The following is a 23,218-nucleotide window of genomic DNA, read 5'->3' on the forward strand; positions in this document are numbered from 1 at the left end:
CTCTACTACAGAGCGCCCTCTCTCTTCATACTCTTGTTTTGGCAAAGGTATTGAGAAAGAATAAATAAAAGTTCAATTACCATCTGCCACACCGATCGTGTAGCACCGTGTAGCATAAAAGGTGCAGCTTACAGATATCTGTTGCTATAACTTATGAATCAGCAAACTTATTTTAAAGTTCCCTTTGTCTGGGAGGAGCCGAAACCTTTAATTGAAGTGTCTGGACGATTAGCTTTTAAGCCTGTTAGGACTATTGAGGATATCGAACCTACCGCATTACAAACATCTTGGTATGCGCCCAGTCACTACAGACACTCTTTGTCAATCATTATGGATATGAATCTGTAGCAGCGCGTTTTTCAGTCCCCAAGGATTATCAAGTCTTCATGCAACTTATAGGCGGCGGTTGGAAATGGCCGTTTAGCTTAGAATGGGTTCTATTTGACGCACAGACAGTTACTACAGCCACCGAGAATAACTTTCGGTTGTTTGTAAGCGAGGTGGAAGAAGATGAACCACCGATGGATTCTGGCTTTTGGTTGAGTATTGGATGCTGGTCAGACAAACATGAGTATCTTCTGTGTTGCGACCGAAACCACAGCCATTACGGAGTCGTCCTCGACGGACATGATAGCCACCCTTGGCTCAACGGTGTTGAATTTGGTGGTTGCTATCTGATGGCTAAGTCATTCTCAGAAGGGTTGCGTCTATACAGTAGCAACTAACTGTTATGCTGGTGTAACTGAAGTCATGAACGACGGTAACGATCGCCCAACAACCGCTTTTAACCCTGAGTAATCAGCTGGACTTGTACTTGTTTCAATCGGTGAGCAGGTGTGAGAATCTTAGAAATTAATTAATAATTTCTCCTTTGTTATTGGCCAACTTTTCACGCCATTTTTGGAGTTCTTCAGGTGTTTGTCTCACCCAATCTGTGACTTCGCCAACGATTTTTAATGGTGCTTGGGAGCGATATGAGCGTGTCGGATTGCCCGGAAATTTTTTGTCTGTAACATTCGGGTCATTTTCAAACTCCCCTGTTGGTTCGATGATATAAACGCGTTCGCGGTTATCGCCTTTTGCTAATGCAGCAGCTAGTCCCGCCCCATTGACAAGGGCTGTGAAATAAATGTGATTCATTTTGAGTTCAAGTTTGTAATTAGAACTGCCCCCTGCTGTCAGCAAATCGCCAACCTGCAAATCTGCTTTCGTTCCATGATAAAAGGGGCCTTTGTCAGAAGGTTTATCCTTAAACGAAGTTGCTAATTCATAATTCTTTCTTGCCTTGTCAGAGTCGCTTAAGTCCTCATAGCATTTGGCAATGTTTGAATATAGAGAAGGGAAAGCACTCTTAACAGTGTTGTTATTTATTTTTAATGCAAACTGTAAAGCCGTTTCGAGCCATTTTAATTTGTCAGAAATATTTTTCTGATATCGAGCTACATAATGGGCTGAAATAAATTTTTCAAAGTCGTATGTCGCTTCGTTCCAGGCTTGAAGAAACAGTTTACTTGCTTCTTCTGGTTTGCCTTTTTCTTCCATGCCCATACCTTGAAGACAGAGTTTAACAACATTGTTGTTTGGGTTGAATTCCATGATTACTTTGTCTGGTAATGATTGTAATTTCGATTCTTGTTTGCTTCTTGTTAAACAAGGCTGTAATGAAAGAATCAGGGTTTGAGTCCTGTCATTTGCATACTATAAACCTCAGTTTTCGGTAAAATTGTACTATTTTGCCCTTGGTGTCAGCTACTTATATCTGTGGCTAGTTGCAATTTATTGTGGTTTCAAATTTCCTTTGATTGCAGTTTTGATGATTTATGTTTGCAGCTCGCCACATTAGGGAGCAACACAATTTTGTGAGATGCTCAAACCTGGGACGTATATAGCTTGTTTCAGGATGCGTAGGCGTAGCCCGCCGTAGGCATCGCAACTAAAAAACTAGGTTTTGTTGAGAATATAGGCGTGTAATTGAGAACCAAACCCCGATCTCATTTTTTGGCGTTGCTCCCGTTCATCACCGATTTCTTCGAGACGAGTATCAATTATCAAACCTTGCATTGATATCTTCCGGTGGCAGAGCGTTTATCATAATTCCTCCTTCACATAACTTCATTGTGGCAAAAACTAATTTACCTTTAATCAACATCATGAGTGAAAACTACCAACAACTTCTTCACCAATGGGCTGCCCTTGCCCCCAATGAATGCCAAACGACGACTACATGCAAGGGGAGTTAGCTGTTCAACGTCAAGTAAAAGAAAATACACAACTATTTGTGAAAAAATAGATTCAAGGGCAGTTTGTGCAGCCAGACCCCAATCAGGAGGTGAAGTTGGTTGAATATGCAGATAAGTCCAATGAGCAATCAGGTAAGCAGTGAGTGAAAGAATCAGCCAACGATACATACGTAGTAGGGTCGCTTGCCCTTCAAGCCTCTTGCTTTGTTATACACATCAATATTTATATACCTTTGCCCTGGCTAGAAAGCTGAGATAACATATCAGATGCTAAAGCAATAACAGGTCGATAATCTTGACTAACAAGAAAATTTGGTCGTGGGTTTATAGTTGGAGAAGGAATATTTTCAATACTATTATAAGTAATAATTACTGTTGAGCGCCCAAAAGGTGATAAATTATTGCTAGAAGCGTGGACAATATTACTATCAAAAAACACTAATGAACCTGCCGCAGCTTTGATAAAAGTAATTCCATATTTGGATACTAAATCAGTAATTAATTTCTGGTTGAGAGAATACTTCAAATTAGTACTAAAACTCGATATCCATCCCTGGCTTTCATTAGAACTATGAGCCGTAACATCAATCATCTCTTCTTTATGAGAACCAGGAATCAAAAATAACGGCCCATTAAATTCGTTCATATCATCTAATAAACACATGGCATTGACTACTTGAGGTCTTGGCATCCCATCTTCTTTACGCCAATAGATGTAGTCTTGATGCCACTTCCAAATATCGCCACTAAATGCAGCTTTAAGATTAATTTTAAATTGATATATATAAACTTGACTCCCAACTATTTGCATTGCAGGTTCAACAATAAACGGATGTCGTGTTAGGCAATTAAAAACATCATTTGTTGTATGCGAACCATGCAGTGAACGTACAGTTTTACCATCTTTTTCCAGAACTTTTTTGGGCGATTTATCTGCTGATAAACTAGATAATTCTGCTTTCATCGCTTCAATTTCACCGCGAGAAAAATATTCTGGTAATACGAGAAATCCTTGATTTTTGTAAATTAATAACTGTTCTTCTGTGAGGTGCATATTAAAAGCCCGCATCTATGTATAATTTAAATTTAGCTGTTTTAATGGCTACAGTAATTGACAAAAACACTTAAATTACTCAGATTTTATTGATAAGTTAATCTACTCATAAATACCGAAAATTAATCATTATTAAATTAGGTATTTATGAGTAGATATTAACTGTATCTACTAAGCTATTCGGCTCTTAAATTGCACAATTGCACAGTAACTTCCTAACTTTATTGACCGATGATGGTTAACTGTCAACCGTCAACAGTTAGCAATCAACACAAGAAAATGTGCAATTTAAATGTGTGATAGCTTATGCATATTAGACCTCTTGCAAAAGTGCTTTTTGCACTTTTGTGGGGAAAGGGAAAAGGTTAAAGGGGAAAGGGAAAATACTAACCCTTTCCCCTTTTCCCGACTTCTGTAAGAAGTCTATTACATACTCAAAAATCCGCTGCGTTGGAAATAATCTAAATATTTACTGATTAATTCTGCATCCATTGATGGACATTTAATTGATGTATTTGCAATTGCATTTAGTGTATTGCAGCAGTCTAAATCAGCAGTATTTTGATATAGCTCCCATGCAGCCTGTTCCTGATTCACTTTTTCAGTGAACATGGGCAAAAGAGCGAATAAGGGATTTGACTGGGAATACTGAGCTTGATTAATTAAATTATCTGTCCATTGGGAATATGGTACTTTCTGAAGTTGGTATCCACAAGCTGATATCAACTCAAATAATTTAATTAAATCAATGTTTTCCGATGCTAAAGGGACTATATGAAACGCCTTTCCTAAAGATTCTTTTTTCTGAGATATTTGAATAATGGCTTTACTGGCATAATCTACAGTAATTAAATCTTGTTTTTGATTGATTAGTTCTGGAAAACTACCTACTTGTATGCAACCTACGATCAATCTAGATATGAAGTCATCTGTATTAGTGACACCAGTCTGGGGATGACCCATTAAAAATCCCGATCTGATGACTGTTACAGGGATTCCTCTAGATTTAGCAATCCAAACAAGTTTTTCAGCTACCCATTTACTTTGTGTATAGCCAATCTCTTGAGAAAGATAAGGTTCACTGTTATCAATGTCGTCATCCTCATAAAGGACATTCAACTCATTTATACTGGCCATTGCGCCAAAAACAGCCATTGTTGAGATGTAGTGTACTGGCTTGAGTTGATGCTGACACGCTAATCTGAGAACTTCTTGTGTACCAAGAACATTTGCTGCCTTAATTACAGAATATGGTTTAGCAAAGTTGACTTGAGCGCCGCTATGATAAATAACATCAATTTGCTGTGCTAACTTCTCAAATTGCCCTACAGAAACTCCAAAACGAGGTAAAGCTAAATCTCCTGGTATGGGGATGATTCTAGAACTTTGTTTTGCATCCCAAATTAAATATTTTTCTAGGGTTTTCTGTAGCCTTTTGAAACCTTCAGTTTCGTTCTTAGCACGCACGAGACAATATATTTTTGCCTGAGTTTGCTGTAGCAATTCATGGATTAAGAAAGCACCTAAAAAGCCTGTTGCTCCTGTTAAGAAAATATGATTCGGTTGGGTGATATCCCGGTCAAGGATTCCTTGAGGATAAATGTTTGGATCTAGTACTGCTTCAGCTTTGAGATTAACAACAGTATCGAGAACAGCAGTGCCTTTTTGATGCAGTTTGTCAATGATTTGGCTGAGTCCTTCTATAGTTTGCTGCTCAAAAATATATCTTACAGGCAGTTCTACTTGAAAAGTTTCTCGTAGATACATCATTAACTGGGTTGCTAATAGGGAATTACCACCTAGTTCAAAGAAGTTATCTTGAATTCCCACACGATCGCTACCCAATACCTTAGCCCAAATAGCAACCATTTTTGACTCAGTAGGAGTACGAGGTGTAACTAATGCTGCTTCTAGACTGCTTCTGGACTGATCTGGTGCAGGTAGCGATCGCCGATCTAACTTACCATTAGGTGTTAGCGGCAATTTCTCTAAGCTGACAAAAGCTGTAGGTATCATATATTCTGGTAGGTTTTGTTCCAGAAAGCGGCGGAGTTCTACTGCCAGTTTGCGGGTAAATTTGCCCTGTAGAGGTTGATTGGCATAGTCATTCCAAGGTTTAAGAGCAACTGTATCTCGATTAGCGATCGCCTTCGTTACTCCTTCTCTCTCCTTATGTCTAAAAACTACGTCGTAACAGTCAACCACACTCGATTCTGACCAAGTAATATCGAGGAAATAGGGTAAATCTTCGCTTAAATTCCACAATTCTTCCGGATCGATGCCAATTTGGGGAAGTTGTTCAAGATGCGATAGCACTTCACCTACTGTCTTCGGCCCCTCTGGACTGTTGAGCAATTCTATAGTCTTGATTTCCTTTATTACTCTGGCATTGGGTACATTTTTGATTCCTAAAATCTCTGGCTGAGTTGCTAATAACAGGTGACGAACAGATGACAAAGTTAGCTGTTGTTGTTGCCAATCCAACCAAGTAATTCCGACAGTGCTATCAGTATCAGTTCCTATTTGTAAAATCGCATCGTAGCGGAACTTTGTCAGTTCGTTATGATGCTGACCTCGTTTGACTTGAATTTGAACGCGGCCTATCTTAGGGAAGTGCTGCCCTAATGCTCTAAAAAAGTCTGGGTCAATTACTAATTCTTCCTCTTGGTTGAGGCGTTGGCGAATGCGCTCTTGTAACTGTACCGTGGAAAGTGTAGATGATGCTTGATACAGGACTACAGAAGTGTGGTAAGCCTCTAGTAAAGGTAGACTGCGTACATCTCCGATAAATATAAAACCACCAGGCTGCACAGCGTTGACTGCTCCCGTCAAAACTTGCAGCAGATAGTCAATGCTAGGAAAATACTGAACTACTGAATTGATAATTACCGTGTTGAAGGCATCTGCTTCAATGCCCTCAAAATTGTCAGCAGGTCTTTGCAACAAAGTCAGTTGCGGCCAAGATTGGCCGGACATTTGCAACTGTTGGATTTGTCGCAGGGCTTCTGGTGCAAAGTCAGTACCCCAATATTTACTGCAATGGGAAATAATTTTGCATAGCAACAAACCTGTACCGCAACCAATTTCTAGTACTTGGCTGGGTTGGAAAGAAAGAATCCGTTCAACAGTGCAATCTACCCACTCGCGCATTTCTTCGGCGGGGATAGGCATACCTGTATAACTACTGTTCCAGCCAATAGTATTAAATACGCGGTTCTGTTCTTCGGTAGTTTGCTTGTAGGTTTGATCGTAAATTGTTTGCCACTGGGAAAGGTGTTCGGTTTGCCAATTTGCTAATAATGGGGCATTCTCATCTTGTTGATTCTGCACTACATAAGCTACTAAACGCTTTTGTCCGGGTATATCTTCCCGATCTATAACTACACCTTTCTGGACTGAGGGATGTTGCGTCAAAACGGCTTCAATCTCGCCTAGCTCAATTCGGAAGCCACGAATTTTCACTTGATGGTCGATACGGCTGAGATACTCGACATTGCCATCGGGAAGATAACGAACTAAATCCCCTGTTTTGTAAAGGCGATCGCAGTTTTCTCCATCTCCTCTGCTCGCCAGCCCCTCTGCTCCCCTGCCTCGACCAAAGGGATTAGGAATAAACCGAGCTTCGGTCAAATCGGGGCGATGGAGATAACCACGCGCTAAACCAGCACCACCAATGTAGAGTTCTCCTGGCACACCTACAGGTACGGGCTGTAACTGAGAGTCAAGTATATAGAATTGAGTATTGGCGATCGGGCGGCCAATTAGAACTTGTCCGTCTTTAGATGCAACTTTATATGTTGCTGACCAGATGGTAGTTTCAGTAGGGCCATAAACGTTCCATAAAGTAGCGCATCGCTGTTGCAACTGTTTGGCTAATTTTCTCGGCAAAGCTTCCCCTCCACAGAGGATTTTCAAATCTTTACTGCCTTGCCAACTTGCCTCTAGAAGCAGCTGCCAAGTAGCTGGAGTAGCTTGCATAACAGTAACGCCGTTACTCAATTTGGCAATTAACGCTATGCCATCCATAGCCTCTTCGCGGCTGACCGTGACAACACGCGCACCGAGAGTAATTGGTAGGAAAATTTCGAGTACAGCAATATCAAACGATAAAGTTGTTACAGAAAGCAGTGTATCTTGCTCTGTCAGTTCTAGATGCTGACCCATGAAGTGGAGGAAATTAACTACAGAGCCGTGTATAATTTGTACGCCTTTCGGTTTGCCAGTAGAACCGGAGGTGTAGATTACATAAGCTAAATTGTCAGGATTAACATTAGTATCGAGGTTATCTTGGCTTTGTGTAGCAATATCCTGCCAGTCTTTATCTAAACAGACAATATGCGCTTGATGTTGAGGAAGTTGCGCCAACAAATGCTGCTGGGTTAAGAGTACTGATAACTGCGAATCTGACACCATCAAAGATAAACGCTGCTGGGGATAGGCTGGATCTAGAGGTATATAAGCCCCACCAGCTTTGAGAATCCCTAGTAGAGCTACGATCGCGTCTAAAGAACGTTCTAGACAAATCCCTACCAATACATCTGGCCCTACACCTAAAGCTTGTAAATGACGGGCTAACTGGTTGGCTCTAGCATTCAACTGGCGATAAGTTATTTGTTGGTCTGCAAATATCGCTGCTACAGAGTCAGGTACGCGCTTGACTTGGGCTTCAAATAGTTGATGAATGCAAGTTTGTTGCGGGTAATCTACTTGAGTTTGATTCCATTCCACTAATAATTGTTGGCGTTCACCAGATGTTAAAAGCGGCAAATCTGCAACTTTCTGGTCTGGATTAGCGACAATCCCCGCAAGTAAAGTTTGGAAATTCTCTCCTAACCGAGAGATAGTAGCAGCATCAAATAAGTCGGTGCTGTACTCGAACCAACCACTAATTCCATCTGGCGTTTCAAACAATTCTAGGAATAAATCAAACTTGGCTGTACCATTGTGTTCTAAGCGATGGTTGATTGTTAAACCGGAAAGTTTCAAAGCTTGTATGGGTACATTTTGCAGTGCAAAGCAGATTTGGAATAAGGGATGGCGCCTCAAATCGCGCTCTGGTTCTAGTTCCTCCACCAGTTTTTCAAAGGGTACGTCTTGATGAGCGTAAGCTTCTAAGGTAACTTCTCGTACTTGCTTAAGCAATTGGCGGAAGGTTGGAGAATTGGAAAAATCGCTGCGTAGTACTAAAGTGTTAACAAAGAATCCGATTAAACTCTCGATTTCCTGATGATGGCGATTGGCAATTAACGAGCCTACTACGATGTCTTCACTACTCGTATAGCGGTATAACAGCGTTTGAAATGCTGCTAAAAGGGTCATAAACAAGGTACATCCCTCGTGCTGGCTAAACCGAGTTACTGCCTCGCTAAGAGATTTCGAGAGTGCTAAAGGTTGACGCGCTCCGCGATAAGTTTGGATGGCTGGACGGGGGCGATCGCTTGGCAACTGTAAAATGGGTAAATCTGCTAGCTGTTGCTTCCAATAACTCAGTTGCTCTGATATGACTTTTCCTTGCAACCATTGCCTCTGCCAAACAGCAAAGTCTGCATACTGAATGGGCAGTTCAGCCAAAGGAGAAGGTAAACCATTGGCAAAAGCTTGATACAGCAATGTCAGTTCTTGGAACAATACGCTCACAGACCAACCATCAAAAACTATGTGGTGAATGCTCAAAAGCAGTAAAGATTCCTCTGCATCTATCTGTATTAGGGCTGCTCGCAATAATGGGCCGCGGTTGATATTAAAAGGTTGTTGGAACTCTTCAATCCGCAATCGTTGAATTTCTGTATCTTTTTCTGATTCAGATAGAGAACGCAAATCTACCAAATGTATAAGTATACTTAGCGCCGGAATAATAATTTGTACAGGCTGCCCATCTAATGAAGCAAAAGCGGTGCGTAAAACTTCGTGCCGCCGCACAATTTCGTTGATGCTTTGTTCTAAAGCTTTCACATTTACCTGACCAAACAGGTGAAAACTTTGGGGTAAATTATAAAACGGACTGTCAGGCAACAACTGTTCGAGAAACCACAATCGCTGCTGGGCGAAGGAAAGGGGTAAATTTTGGTTGCGCGTTACAGGTGCGATCGCCCAAGTATGCCATTCTTGATTTTGCTTGAGTTGCACCTCGATACTTTCAGCCAAGCTAGCAACAGTAGGCGCATCGAATAAACGCCTTAATGGTATATCCAACTGATAGGTATCTCGAATCCGAGAAATTACCTGTGTGGCTAGTAGTGAGTGTCCCCCAATCTCGAAAAAGTTATCGTGGACGCTAATCTGCTGTAATTTCAAAACTTTCAGCCAAATTTTTGTTAGTACTTCCTCAACAGCAGTACGAGGTGAAACAAATTGCTCTTGATTCCATCGGTTGCGATCGGGTACTGGTAGGGAGCGACGATCTACTTTGCCATTAGCTGTTAGTGGCAATGCATTTAACATCACAAAACTAGAAGGCAGCATATAATCCGGCAACTTCTGTTGAAGGAATCTCCGAAGATTGCCACTTATTGTCCGCTGCAAGGTTTTCCATAAATGTTGAGCTTCTAAGATATGCTCCATGCTTTGGTTAAAGAGGATTTTTTCACTAGGCGTTAGAGTCAACTCAACACCAGCCCGCTTACCCTGACTCCAAGCAACACAGCCGTCTATCCAAAGTTCTTCTGATATTACTGGCAACCTCAGACAAAGACGGACTCGTTTACCTTTTGCCCAACTGAATGGTATCTCCACCAAGCACACACCACCATTGGAGATATCTTCTGTTTGGACTTCTATTATCCGATTGTCATCAGTCTCCACTCGGCAAAGACTTTGATAAGGTACTCGTTCTGGAATTAGGTTAGAAACAATATAGGCAACTAGGCGCTTTTCTCCAGGTACATCCTCACGCGCTATAACTGCGGCTTCGCGCACGTCAGGATGTTGCAACAATATTGTCTCGATTTCCCCTAACTCAATACGGAAGCCGCGAATCTTCACCTGTTGGTCTATCCGACCGAAATATTCAATATTACCATCTGGTAAGTAACAAGCTAAGTCGCCTGTTTTATACAAGCGATCGCAGCTTTCTCCACCCCCTCTGCTCCCCTGATCCTCTGCTCCTCTGCCTCTTTGGAAGGGATTGGGAATAAAGCGTTCTTTAGTTAAATCTAGCCGATTGAGATAACCTCTAGCTAAACTAACGCCACCAATATATAGTTCTCCCGGAACGCCTATAGGAACTGGTTTTAACTCTGCATCGAGTACGTAAATCTGGGTGTTAGTTATCGGACGACCTATAGAGGGATAAGTAGACCAGGTATCAGGATTTTGATTGAATGCTAAAGCTGTTACTACATGGGTTTCTGATGGGCCGTAGTGATTGTGAAATGAGCAGTGTGGCAGGGATTTGAATAATTTAACGATAGCTGGAGTGATTTGCAGTTGCTCGCCTGTGGTGGTAACTTCTTTGAGGCTAGTAAATAATTTCAAGCCAGATGCAGCTACTTCTGCCATTTGCTGTAGGATGACCACAGGCAAAATCGCTTTTTCAATTTCTTGGTTGTGAATGAAGTGAGCTAAAGCTGTGGAGTCCCGACGCAAGCTTTCTGAGATGAGAAACAAAGTTCCTCCGGAACACCAGGCAGCAAACATTTCATGAAAGCTGGCATCAAAGCTTAAGGAGGCAAATTGCAGAGTACGGACACCTGTTAATAGTGAATTTAGATGCCATTCGAGTAAATTCACTAAAGGGCGGTGGCCTAAACAGATGCCTTTCGGTCTGCCTGTTGAGCCAGAGGTGTAGATGATATAGGCTAAATTTTCTGCTGTGACTTCTGTAGAAAAATTTTCCTGACTGTATTGGCCTATTTTGTCCCAGTCGGTATCTAAACAAATAACTTGTGCCTGATGTTTAGGAAGTTCTGGTAGTAATTGGTGCTGAGTCAGCAATACAGATATCTGCGTATCCTCGAGCGTGAAAGCTAAACGTTCCTTGGGATACGCCGGATCTAGTGGTACGTAAGCACCACCAGCTTTGAGAACAGCCAAAACTGCGATCGCCATCTCTAGACTTCTCTCGACACAGATTCCCACTGGCATATCTGGCTTCACGCCTAGCGAATGCAGATAATGCGCTAACTGATTCGCTCGCTGGTTTAGCTGTTGGTAGGTGAGTGAAGATTGTTCGCGATTATTTTCTGCCTCTTTAAAGATCAGAGCTAAGGTATGTGGCGATCGCTCCACCTGCACTTCAAATAGCTGATGAATGCATTTATCTAATGCATAATTCGTACTGGTATCATTCCAGTTTTCTAATAGTTCTTGATGCTCGTTTTCTGGTAATATATTCAATTGCTCAAAATATTCACAACCTTGAATAATTTGATTAGCTATAAATAGTAATCTTTCTAAAGTTTTTATATATACGAAATAAGCTTCGTTATAAAAAAATTCTATTTCTAGACTATCTTTAAACTCATTAATTAGAAGATGAACTTCATTATCCGCAAAAGAATTATAAACAGTTAATCTGGTATTTTCTTCGGCAACAGGCACATTAAGCACACTGAAATTATAAAAATTATAGAAAAATTTTAATTGTTCATCTTTTATAGATTTTTTTTGTAAAAAAACAGAAATATTTTGATAATGATTTAAATTTTTGCGATAATCACTTATATATGAAAGGTAATTACCAATATTGTTATTTTTTTCTAAGCTATCTTGAGGAATAATAATCGGAACTACTTGATATAAACAACCTAAAACATTAAGTGTTTGCTTATTTCTTTTACCGATAATATCATAAAAGACAAAATCTCCTGGCGCTTGTAAATACTTGCTCAAGTAAATACCATACACAGCCCTAAAAAAAGCTGGAATATTACATTTATTTAGTTGGCAATATTTTCTAATCTCTTCTAGCTCATTCCCTGTAATTTGTACTTTTCTAGATTGAGCTTTGTTTTCTTCTTTGGATTTTATATAAGACGTGACAGGAATAACCTTACTTAAAGATTCCTGCCAGTACTGCTGAATTTCTTGAGTATCAAATTCAAGCAAATGCTCCTGAATAGAATCATAAAAAGAACTATATTTAAATTTTCGAGTAATATTGCCTGCTTTTAAATCTAAATAGATTTTTGCAACTCTTTCAAAGAAAACTTTGCCGGAATATCCATCAAAAAGAATATGAGGCGCACCTAAAATAGCAGTATAACTACCCTGTTCATCTTTGACTAAAATATTTTTAAATAAATAGTTTTTGTCAAGTTCTAGCTTGACTTTAATTTTTTGTCTTACAACCTGTTCCAAACTATTAAAATCAGCATTTTTAGTACCTATTTCTATAAATTCAAAATGAATATCAGCATTGTTATCTACAAATTGAAAAGCTTCACCTTGATAAAAAATAAACTTAGTCTTAATTGTGTCATCTTCTTGACATACTATTCTTATCGCCTGTTCCCAAGTATATGTATCTAAATTTTGTGGCAGCTTTATCGATAATCCTAAACTGAAAACAGTATTATCTGGATGAAGCATATTATCCAGATATAAATCTCTTTGTGTCGTTGTGAGCCGGGAAATTTTTCCAATCCTTGATGGTTCATACGGTTCATCTAGTATATTTCCTGTTACCAAAGCCATAAAAACTTCAGAAATTGAGATACTAGCACTAGCAACATCTGTACCTGCAAAATTATTAATCATAAAGATTCCTTTTGTGTAAAATTTTTACTTGATTCAGTTAGAAGTTTTTCTGATGTACGGGAAGTTCAATTAATAACTCGCTTCCTTGTCCTGGTATTGACGAACAACTGATTTTACCTGCATGTTTTTCCACGATAATATTGTAACTAATAGATAATCCTAAACCAGTACCTTTACCAACAGGTTTGGTACTAAAGAAAGGATTAAAAATCTGAGCAAGTATATCTGAATTCATGCCAAGTCCATTATCAGCAATGCAGATCGAAATCCAATTTTGCTCTAATAACTCAGTAGTAATTTTGATATAACCTGGATTTATTTCAGCTTCTTTTGATGAACGGGCAGAGTTAGACTCTTCTATAGCATCAATAGCATTAGCTAACAAATTCATAAATACTTGATTGAGTTGACTGGGATAACAGTCTACTAATGGTAAAGTGCCATAATTTTTGATAATCTGAATTTTAGAATTTACTGAGTCAGTTTTGAGCCGATGTTGCAAGATTAGTAAAGTGTTATCAATACCCTCATGAATATTCACTGACTTTATTTCTGCTTCATCCAAACGGGAGAAGTTGCGTAAACTTAGAACTATCTGGCGGATGCGATTAGCCCCGACTTTCATAGAAGATAGCAATTTCGGTAAATCTTCAAGCAAAAATTCTAGATCGATGTCCTCTTGTTCTGCCAGCATTTGAGGAGTTAAATTAGGTGAATGTTGCTCGTAAATTTTGATTAGGCGTAATATATCTTCAGTGTATTCACTTGCATGAGTAATATTTCCATAAATAAAGTTAATTGGGTTATTAATTTCATGAGCTATACCAGCAACTAGTTGACCTAAACTAGACATTTTTTCCTTTTGAACCATCTGTAACTGCGTAGCTTGTAGTTCCCTTAGTGTGAGTTCTAACTGTTGTGCTTGTTCTTTTAAACACACATTTTTTTCATTTAATTCCTGTGTTCTTTCTTCGACTTTTAGCTCCAGATTTTTGCTATAATTCTCTAATTCCTGGTTAGCTTGTTGCAGATTATCATTTAATTTAGATAAATTAGTATAAAGCTTTGCATTCTCAATGGAAATAGCTGCTTGAGAGGCAAGAATTTTTAAAACCTCTAAACGTTCCGTAGTAAATGCATTTGCTGTTAAGTTATTTTGCAAATACATAATACCTATGAGTTTACTTTGATGAATAATCGGCGTACATAAAATAGACTTACATTTCTGGTTAATAATATAAGGGTCGCTAACAAATATACCTTCACAACTAGCATTACCAAGAACAACACTTTCTTTAGTCGTAACAACATAATTAACAACTGATACTGGCAAATATCGAGTATTATCTAAAGGTATTGATGTTTCTAGCAATAGCTTATTGTGATTAACGCCCATTACAGCTTCTATCACCATTTGCCCATTTTTTTCTAAAAGTAAGCAGCTACTTTGTGCACCAGCATTTTCCATCACAATTGTCATCAATTTTGCTAGCAAATCATCTAGTATAATTTCGCTAGAAATAGCTTGCGAGGCTTTAAAGACTGTATTTAAATCAAAAGATGCTAAATTGCTTATTTTGCTTGAAGTAGTGGGTAGAGGTGACTTCAAACTAGATGATTCATGATTTATTCTTAATGGACAATAGTCAGGGTATTTTGATTCTAGTTCATTGACTTTTGTAATAGCTCCCCAACGTACATAACCATGATAAGATTCTTTGAGGTAGAAAATCGCTTGTTTATCTCTATTGCGAGAAAAGTAAAATTCTGCTGCCAATTCATTGGCTAGTGCTTCTTCTTGAAGAAATCTTTGTTCTTTCGCTCCTTGGATCGCTAGCTCATAATACTCCATTGCGACAAAGGTATGTCCTAAGATTCGGGCTTTTTCTGCTTCTACTAGATAGTATTTATGCTGATAGTTAGCAGGAGCATGACTAGCCCATAGCTGCATTTTTTCCTGATTGGCATTGATAATATCTAGATATTCTTGTTGAATGTCGGGTTCAACGTTGGCATATAAACCAATCAAGCCTAAAGAATAATATAAGTTGTGGATGCCAACTGACATCATTCCCAGAACACCACTTATATATTCTGAAGCTAATTTGGCATTATCAACTGCTTGAGCGTAATCCTTAAATAAGTAAAGTAGAATCATTTTGCCAACATAAACAACAAACAAAGAAGTAGCATTCTTCGTTTCTTGTAAATATGCAACCATTGATACTTCATCAAAACTATCGCCAACTAAAATATATTTATTTTGTGACAAATTTCGTAAATTTAATGTTAGTTGATGCCAAATTTTAATGTAGTTGATAGGGAAATCTAGTTGAAATTTTTGTAGCAAATCAATATATAATGCCTGCTGTTGAGCTACTAATTCGAGTTGTTCTCCACTAAAAAATATATGGCCGCAGTAGTGGACAGAGCAATAGCCAGCGTACTCTAAATCTCCGATTTCTAATGCGGTTTGAATTCCTTCTTGGAGTGGAGCAATTGTCTCTCTAATATGCTCTTTCCAATGAATAGTAAAACCATAAAATGGGGCATATACTTTGCTTTTAAGTTCAATAGCTTGGAATTGCTCTAATATCTGCCAAGCTATTTGACCAGAGTGATATCCAGCATCAATATTTTCTAGATAGCCACACAAAAGCATACCGTAATAAGCGTATCCGTGGGCAGCTAAAGGTGAATGACCGTGTTTAATGCAGAGATTGACAACAGTCAAGATTATCTGAGGAAAATTTGTTTTTGTCGGGTTAGTAATAAAAGCAGCACCAGCAATGGTAACAAGGATTTTTAAAGCCGCTAGGATGCAAGGATCTGTAACAATTGGATAATTTTCTAAATCTTGGAGTTGAGGTAAATTAGCTATAGTACTTTGTTTGTTTGGTGTTTCTGATAGAGATACTCCTAGCTTGGCGATCGCTTCTAGTCCAGCATCAATGGCTTGAAGCATCTGATTTTGAGCCATATAAAACTGGATCTGTAATTGATAAGCTTTGACTAGATCCAGCAGATTAGTGGCTTTTTCTAAAACTGTTTCAGTTAAGATGGCTGCGCGTTTAAAGTTAGCATTTAGGTATTGTAATTCTACGCTTTCTAGATGCAGTGCCAGCATCAGGTCGTAGTTACTTTCCCAACTTGATGAGTTAAGCAATTCTAGTCCGACTGTTGCATAACTCAAAGCAGCTTCGTATGCTGATGCTGCTTTTGCTTTTTGGCTAGCGATTAAATTTAATTTTGCTAGTCTATCTTTTTTGGACTGTTCGCAAATAAACTCAGTACCAAAATTTAGATGATTAACAATATCAAAAATCTTTTCTTCAATCTCTTCTGTTTGGTAAGAATCTAATAATAGTTGCCCAATTTTTAGGTGAGTTTGTTTTCTTCGAGATTCTGGGATGAGGGAATAAGCTGCTTGCTGGATGCGATCGTGTAAAAACTTATATGAAACTTTTAATTTCTGGGAAGCTATAGAGCTAGATGTGCTTTCGTCAAAAAACAACGGAGCTTTATAGTTATCACTTAGTGGCAAAATTAAACCTGCTTGCAGTGCTTCCCATAAATCAGATGCGGTTTCTGACTGAGATTTTTCATTGACAATTGCTAGAATATTTATACTAAAGCGATTTCCTATACAAGCAGATAATTTTAAAACTTCTTGCGTTTCTTTAGGTAATTTTTTAATATTTCTCGCAATTAATTCTATGGCATCATAATCTGTAATACCAACCGTCTGGATTTGATTGATTTGCCACTGCCATACTCCACTATTAAAATCAAAATTTAATAGTTTTTCCTGATACATTGTTTGGAGTAGTTGGTTGATGAAAAAAGGATTACCTTGAGTTTTGCTAAAAATTAAATTAGCTAAGGCTTTTGTTTTTTCTGTAGTGATATGGAAGGTATCAACTATTAATTCATGAACATTTCCAAGATTTAAAGGTTGTAAGAGGATATTGTTTATGACTGTTCCTGATTGTTGAATTTCATTTAAAGTTTGAAACAAATAATGAGTCGAGATAATTTCGTTATCTCGATAAGCTCCAATCATTAATAAATATTGGCTACCAGGTTCAACTATCAGCATCTTAATCAACTTTAGCGATGCTAAATCTGCCCATTGCAAATCATCTAAAAATAAAACGAGTGGGTGTTCTTTTTGAGTAAACACCTGAATAAATTTTTGAAATACCGTATTAAAGCGATTTTGTGATTCAGTTGCTCCTAGCTGTGGAACAGATGGCTGTTGACCAACTATTTTTTCAATTTCGGGAATAACATCAATAATAACTTGACCAATGTCGCCAAATGCTTTTAAAAGTTTTTGTTTCCAAATAAGTATTTTTTCATAATTTTCTGTTAATAATTGTTGGGTTAATTCCTGAAATGATTGAATTAAACCTGCATAAGGAACGTTACGCTTAAATTGATCGAATTTACCAGATATAAAATACCCGCGTTGCCGGATAATGGGTTTATGAATTTCATTAACCAAGCAAGATTTACCAATCCCTGCATAACCAGAGACTAACATCATCTCGGTTGTTCCTGCGCTTACTCGGTCAAAAGCTGATATAAGACATGCTACTTCTTGTTCGCGCCCATACAGTTTTTGAGGAATAGTAAACTGACTAAATTTATCTAATTGGCCAGGAATAAAATTGTCAATTTTGCCATTAGTTATTAACTGTTTAAGACAAGTTTCTAAATCTGCTTTTAGCCCTAAGCCACTTTGGTATCTTTCTTCAGCAGTTTTAGATAATAATTTGATTATTATATTAGATAATGCCTCTGGAATCTGTGGGTTAACTTGATGAGGGGGTAGAGGTTGTTTTGCAATATGAGCGTGAATTATTTCTAAGGGATCGGTGCAATAAAATGGTAACTTTGAGGTGAACAGTTCGTAGAAAGTTACGCCTAAAGAGTAAAAGTCTGTACGATAGTCAATCGACCTATTCATCCGCCCTGTTTGCTCTGGAGACATATAAGCAAGTGTGCCTTTGAGCAAATTCGGATTACTGATAATTGCATTTTCTTTTGATAAACGTGATGCAATGCTAAAATCAGTTATTTTAGCTTGCATTAGTTTAGGATTAATAATTATATTTTGTGGCTTAATATCTTTATGAATAATATGTTTTTCGTGTAAGCTGGCAATAATATCAGCAAGTTGAATGGCTATTTTTAAGCAATCTATGACATTAAGTTTAACATCATCTATATATTGTTTTAGATTTTGCCCTTCAATATCCTCTAAAACTAGAGTAATACAATTTTGAAAATTTTCTAATCTGTATACTTTGATAATACCAGGCAAATCTATAGAGCTAGAAATTTGGTACTCATGTTTAAATACTGTAACATATTCAAGATTAGAATATTCACTTTTAAGACTTTTTAAAATAACATTTTTCTGATTTGCAGTATCGTATGCTCTATAAACAACAGTTTCTAGACTGTCAGAAATTTTTTTTAGATTATTATATTTAAAGCTTGTAACCATCGTTTTCTATTTGAGTTATTTTTTTAAAGAATATTTTTGAACTGGTTAAATATTTATATTGTTAATATATGACAATGTATTTTTAAATGTTATAAATATAAAGATTAATAAATTATTGTATTTTAATTTCGAGTATAACAGTTGATTTTTTATTTACATAAGTATGAGATTTTCTAAAATTACATTTACTAAAATACTCTTACAAAATTCATGTAATAGATTAATTTGTTATATTTTACTGGTTATAAAACTTGATTGTAATCGGCTAATATACTATTGTTTTAGAAATCTAGATCAACCAGCCTCTATGTAATTACCGTAGGAATTTAATTTCCAATTTAAAAAAATCTTGAGTAATAAGTGCTGAACATAGAGAAAATTTAATGTTCAGATAAGTTCAGTTAGCATTAAAAACAACAAAGTTATCTAATGCTATGCAAATAATCTGTGTTCCATCTCTATTTATTACACTTTATCTAAATTAATTTTTATTAACCCAGCTACAAATGCTTTATGTCAGTTTTGTTGCGTTCTATTTAATAAGTAATTTATCTAAGTATTACAGTGCTGAACAGTATTGAGCCGAGATACGGATACCGTTGGCGAATTCCCCAAACAGGTCAACTGAACCGATTGAGAATCTTCTGAGCAGTTTTATACCCAGTAGCTTGCTTACCTAACTTCAGTTCATACAGGATGAAATACAAGCAAGCCTCACCGGGGCTATCAGCAGGGACTCGATAGAATGACATTGGTACAAGCTGTAGCGTCAAATCAATTCAAAAGGCACGGGCTTGGGGTTATCAATTAGCTATTCCATTATTGAGAAACATAAAGGGGAACTAAGTGTAATATCAGAACTAGATCGGGAGCAGAATTTACACTTATATTGCCCTTGAATTAGGTTTATTTCTTGAATCTGCTGGAGGAGCGTTATGTTCCAACTCATGTTGTTATTGCAAAGGTAACATGATGACAAATTCAGTTCCTTGGTTGAGTGTAGAATTAACTTGAATTGCTCCTCCGTGCTTTTCTACTACAATTTGATTAGCGATCGCTAATCCCAGTCCAGTACCTTTACCAACTGTTTTCGTGGTGAATAGATAATTAAAAATCTGTTGTCTTACTTCCTCTGTCATGCCAATGCCATTATCACAAATCCGAATCGTGACATAATTAGGACTGGACACCTCGGTGCAGATGTTGATTGCCAGGGAATTATTGACTCGCTTTCCTTCCTGCCAAATGTCTTCTAAGGCATCAACGGCATTAGCTAAAATATTCATGAACACTTGATTGATTTGCCCCGGATAGCACTCAACTTTTGGTAAGGAAGCGTATTTTTTGATGATTTGAATTTCCGGTCGCTGTCCAACTCCTTTCAGGCGATGTCGCAAAATTAATAATGTATCGTTAAGTCCTTCATGGACATCAAACTTAACTTTTCCGAAAGTGTCAGTACGGGCAAAGTTTCGCAGCGATACGGATATATCTTTAATTCGTTGTGTGCTAACCTGCATCGAGTTGAGGAGCTTTGGTAAATCTTCTAAGATAAACTCTAGATCTGTTTGTACGATCGCATCTTGAATTACAGGCGGTAATTGGGAATAATTTTGCTGACATAATTGCAAGATTTCGATGAGGTCGGCAATATACTCTTGTGCCGGATAAATATTGCTAATAATGCAGCTAATAGGATTATTCATTTCATGTGCTACACCTGCTACCAATTGACCAAGCATAGACAGCTTTTCTTGTTGTACCAGCTGCACTTGTGCCTGTTCTAAAGCTGCTGTTCTATCTGTCACTCTTTGTTCAAGATTGTCGGTCAATTGCTTGAGTTGTAAATGCATTCGCACTCTGGCAATGACTTCTGCTTGTTCAAAAGGTTTGGGAATGTAATCAACCGCTCCTAATGAAAATCCTTTCACCTTATTTTCAGTATCCGCTAACGCAGTCATAAAAATAATGGGGATGTTTTGCGTTAATGGGTCAGCTTTGAGTTTATGGCAAGTCTCAAACCCATCTATTCCAGACATTTGCACATCTAACAAAATTAGAGCAGGTTGTTTATGCTGTACCATTTCAATTGCAGTTTCTCCATCTTCGGCAACTCGAACTGCAAACCCGGCACTTTTTAGCGCTTGTGATAGTACTGACAAATTAGTGGGATTATCATCAACAATTAAAACAAAATCAAAGTTTTTCATCGGTCGAAATATAGTTTTTTATAGAAAAAATAAAAATCGCTGCTTAATATGGAATATCAACAAATTATTTGGCTTGATTCATCCACTGTTTTAAAGCATCTCGCAATTTCTTGATTTGGAAATTTTCGGCAAGTTGAATTACTTTTTGAGTAAAATCAGAATAAGTAGAACATTCATTTTTCAAATCATTTACTTCCTGCAATATTTCATCGAGATTGCCATCTTTTGCCAACTCATATAAGCGAGTCAATATTTCAATAGAAGGTAAAGAAATATTTTGAGAATTCACCTGCAAATTAGTTGGGTTTTGATTTGCAACAATTTCTGATTTTGGTGCATAAATCCATACTAATTTTAAGTGCAATCGCAGTAATTCTAGTAAACTTTCAGCGACAACAGGCTTAGATAAGAAAGCAACTGCACCGACATCTAAACTCTGATTTTGGTCGTTTTCAAATACACTTGCAGAAGAAGCAATAATGGCTACATTTTTAAACCCATCGGATTGCTTAATTTGCCGAATCAGTTCAAAACCATCCATTACAGGCATAATTAAATCAGTGATAATCAAATTAGGTTGAGATGCAATAGCTCGATCGATCGCCTCTTGTCCATTACTAGCTTCGATTAATTTAAATCCTATCGGTTCTAATAAATTAAGAATTACCGAACGGTTTTCCCACTTGTCATCTACTACTAAAATAGTACGTTGCTCGCCCTGATAGCCTGTGATAGCTCCTTGTTGCATCACTCTAGAATTTGCAGCCCATTGTTTTGCTTCTGGTAACTCCACTTCAAAGTGGAAAATACTACCGCGATCTGGTTGACTTTCAACTTCTAAATTGCTGCCCATAAGATTGACGATTTTTTGACTAATAGCTAATCCTAATCCAGTTCCTTGGGACTGTCTTTTTATATCTCCTACTTGTTCAAAGGGCAGGAAGATTTTCTGCAATTGCGCTGATGTCATGCCAACTCCTGTATCTTTCACTTGAAAACGAATTTTATAATTAGTTATTAGTTGTGTTTCTTGGCTAATGACATCTACTTTTAAAGTTACTCCTCCTTTATCTGTAAACTTGATAGCATTTCCTAAAAGATTAATCAGAACTTGCCGCAGTCTTTTTTCATCAGCATGGATACCAACAGGGAGTTGAGTGTCGGGCTGATAATTGAAAGCAATGACTTTTTGATCGGCTTTAATACGGCAGATTTCGACGACTCCTTCTAAAAATGAAGGCAAATGGAAATCGATTGGATGCAACTCCATTTTGCGGGCTTCGATTTTAGACAAATCCAGCACGTCGTTAATTAGAGTTAATAAATGAAAGCCGCATTGATGGATGATTTCAATTCCTTTTTGTCCTTTGTCTGTTAAGGGTTCAGTCCTTTGCAGGATTTGAGTATAGCCTAGTATGCCATTTAGTGGTGTGCGTAGTTCATGGCTCATACTGGCGAGAAATTCACTTTTGGCTTGATTAGCAACTTCAGCAACAGTTTTTGCTTCTTTGAGTTGGGCCGTTCGTTCTTCAACTCGTCGCTCTAGTTCATCATTGGTTTGTCGGAGGATCGCGGCCGATCTCTGGTTTTCATGGGTGACGGCAGAAATCACAAAGGTAGTAATAGCAATTACACAAATGAATGATTGCAGCAAAATAAGTGATTCATTGGGTGATAGTTGTTTGGCAAATGAACCGAAGCCATTAACAGTCCCAAAAACTGCGATCGCTGACACAATGAGTACAGCTAAAGTCGATATCCGCGCTTCAAATCGAAATGCAGCCCAAATTAACGGCGGAACGATCGTATATTCAATTGGGTATCCTCCTGAAAAGGCAATCCGAACAATCCCCATTATTGACAGTAAGACAAATATAAGTTCGAGAATTTGTCGCCGATGAAAGCTTCTTGGCGATGGCGACTTTTGCAACCATGCCAGTACTAAAGGTGTAATAACTAAAATGCCTGTGCTGTCTGATGTCAGCCAAGTTTGACAAACGTTGCTAAATACTGCCCAAGGTGCAATACCACTGATACAAAGTGTTAGTGCTGCTAGTATGGAACTGATGAGGGGACTAGGTAGAGTTAAAAGTATAAATTTAAAAATATCTTGCGATCTCTCTAAGAAATTGTACCGCTTGATAAACTTCTGAATCAAAAAAGTTGCAACAAAAGGAGTAATTAAATTAATAGCAGGAATAATACTACTGAGTACAAGATTGTTTTTAAAAAAAAGAATATAACTAACAGCAAAATCACTCAAAAATAAGATAGGCCAGACTCGGTACCCTACTAATAACATTCCTGCTAAGAACACCCCAAACGAAGGCCAAATTGCTGACGCACCACCAACGAATGTCATGGATAAACCTATATATCCAAGTCCGAGGTGAACAATTGGAATAATTAGTGCAGCTATGATAAATGGACGATCTAACTTGGCTAGGAATTGCCGCTTTATCGTAGTTTGCTGCATTTGTTGTCTCCATAAGCTCAACAAGGG

At 37.9% G+C, this 23,218-nt stretch carries 10 protein-coding genes; 2 read left to right on the plus strand and 8 right to left on the minus strand.

Going from position 1 to position 23,218, the window contains the following annotated elements; genetic code table 11:
- Window positions 1-153 precede the first annotated feature (153 nt).
- On the plus strand, window positions 154-348 hold the full coding sequence (locus RMY63_RS34455; protein WP_322733009.1) for a hypothetical protein: 195 nt from the start codon (window positions 154-156) through the stop codon (window positions 346-348).
- Between the two features lie 38 nt (window positions 349-386).
- Window positions 387-725, plus strand: a complete 339-nt coding sequence (locus tag RMY63_RS34460; RefSeq protein ID WP_322733010.1) for a hypothetical protein — start codon at window positions 387-389, stop codon at window positions 723-725.
- Between the two features lie 127 nt (window positions 726-852).
- Here the strand turns inward: RMY63_RS34460 and arr are convergent, their stop codons facing one another.
- From arr to RMY63_RS34500, 8 genes are all read right to left on the minus strand, one after another.
- A complete protein-coding gene (arr, locus tag RMY63_RS42010; protein WP_416212573.1) occupies window positions 853-1,323 on the minus strand; it encodes an NAD(+)--rifampin ADP-ribosyltransferase in 471 nt (156 codons plus the stop codon).
- A gap of 815 nt (window positions 1,324-2,138) precedes the next feature.
- On the minus strand, window positions 2,139-2,408 hold the full coding sequence (locus RMY63_RS34470) for a hypothetical protein (protein ID WP_322733012.1): 270 nt from the start codon (window positions 2,406-2,408) through the stop codon (window positions 2,139-2,141).
- A 55-nt stretch (window positions 2,409-2,463) separates the two neighbouring features.
- Window positions 2,464-3,294 carry a phytanoyl-CoA dioxygenase family protein gene (locus RMY63_RS34475; RefSeq protein WP_322733013.1) on the minus strand — a complete coding sequence of 277 codons (831 nt, stop codon included), beginning with the start codon at window positions 3,292-3,294 and terminating at the stop codon, window positions 2,464-2,466.
- 426 nt (window positions 3,295-3,720) lie between these two features.
- Complete coding sequence (locus tag RMY63_RS34480; RefSeq protein WP_322733014.1) at window positions 3,721-12,990, minus strand: non-ribosomal peptide synthetase; 9,270 nt, start codon at window positions 12,988-12,990, stop codon at window positions 3,721-3,723.
- A gap of 37 nt (window positions 12,991-13,027) precedes the next feature.
- Entirely contained in the window at window positions 13,028-18,505 is a 5,478-nt protein-coding gene (locus RMY63_RS34485) for an AAA family ATPase (RefSeq protein ID WP_322733015.1), read from the minus strand.
- Between the two features lie 620 nt (window positions 18,506-19,125).
- Window positions 19,126-19,257 (minus strand): hypothetical protein, encoded by a 132-nt coding sequence (locus RMY63_RS34490; RefSeq protein WP_322733016.1) that lies wholly within the window; start codon window positions 19,255-19,257, stop codon window positions 19,126-19,128.
- Window positions 19,258-19,458: 201 nt separating this feature from the next.
- Window positions 19,459-20,715, minus strand: a complete 1,257-nt coding sequence (locus RMY63_RS34495; protein ID WP_322733017.1) for a response regulator — start codon at window positions 20,713-20,715, stop codon at window positions 19,459-19,461.
- 64 nt (window positions 20,716-20,779) lie between these two features.
- Window positions 20,780-23,191, minus strand: coding sequence for an MASE1 domain-containing protein (locus RMY63_RS34500; RefSeq protein ID WP_322733018.1), 2,412 nt, complete (start codon window positions 23,189-23,191; stop codon window positions 20,780-20,782).
- Window positions 23,192-23,218: the final 27 nt, after the last annotated feature.

It is taken from the genome of Nostoc sp. ChiQUE01b (assembly GCF_034531255.1).
GTDB lineage: Bacteria > Cyanobacteriota > Cyanobacteriia > Cyanobacteriales > Nostocaceae > Nostoc.

Bases quoted from the DNA above. Each gene is read 5' to 3' on its own strand.
- RMY63_RS34460 (WP_322733010.1), top strand. From the start codon at position 387: ATGCAACTTATAGGCGGCGGTTGGAAATGGCCGTTTAGCTTAGAATGG.
- RMY63_RS34490 (WP_322733016.1), bottom strand. From the start codon at position 19,257: ATGTCATTCTATCGAGTCCCTGCTGATAGCCCCGGTGAGGCTTGCTTG.
- RMY63_RS34470 (WP_322733012.1), bottom strand. From the start codon at position 2,408: ATGTATCGTTGGCTGATTCTTTCACTCACTGCTTACCTGATTGCTCAT.
- RMY63_RS34475 (WP_322733013.1), bottom strand. From the start codon at position 3,294: ATGCACCTCACAGAAGAACAGTTATTAATTTACAAAAATCAAGGATTT.
- RMY63_RS34495 (WP_322733017.1), bottom strand. From the start codon at position 20,715: ATGAAAAACTTTGATTTTGTTTTAATTGTTGATGATAATCCCACTAAT.
- RMY63_RS34485 (WP_322733015.1), bottom strand. From the start codon at position 18,505: ATGGTTACAAGCTTTAAATATAATAATCTAAAAAAAATTTCTGACAGT.
- RMY63_RS34500 (WP_322733018.1), bottom strand. From the start codon at position 23,191: ATGCAGCAAACTACGATAAAGCGGCAATTCCTAGCCAAGTTAGATCGT.
- RMY63_RS34480 (WP_322733014.1), bottom strand. From the start codon at position 12,990: ATGATTAATAATTTTGCAGGTACAGATGTTGCTAGTGCTAGTATCTCA.
- RMY63_RS34455 (WP_322733009.1), top strand. From the start codon at position 154: ATGAATCAGCAAACTTATTTTAAAGTTCCCTTTGTCTGGGAGGAGCCG.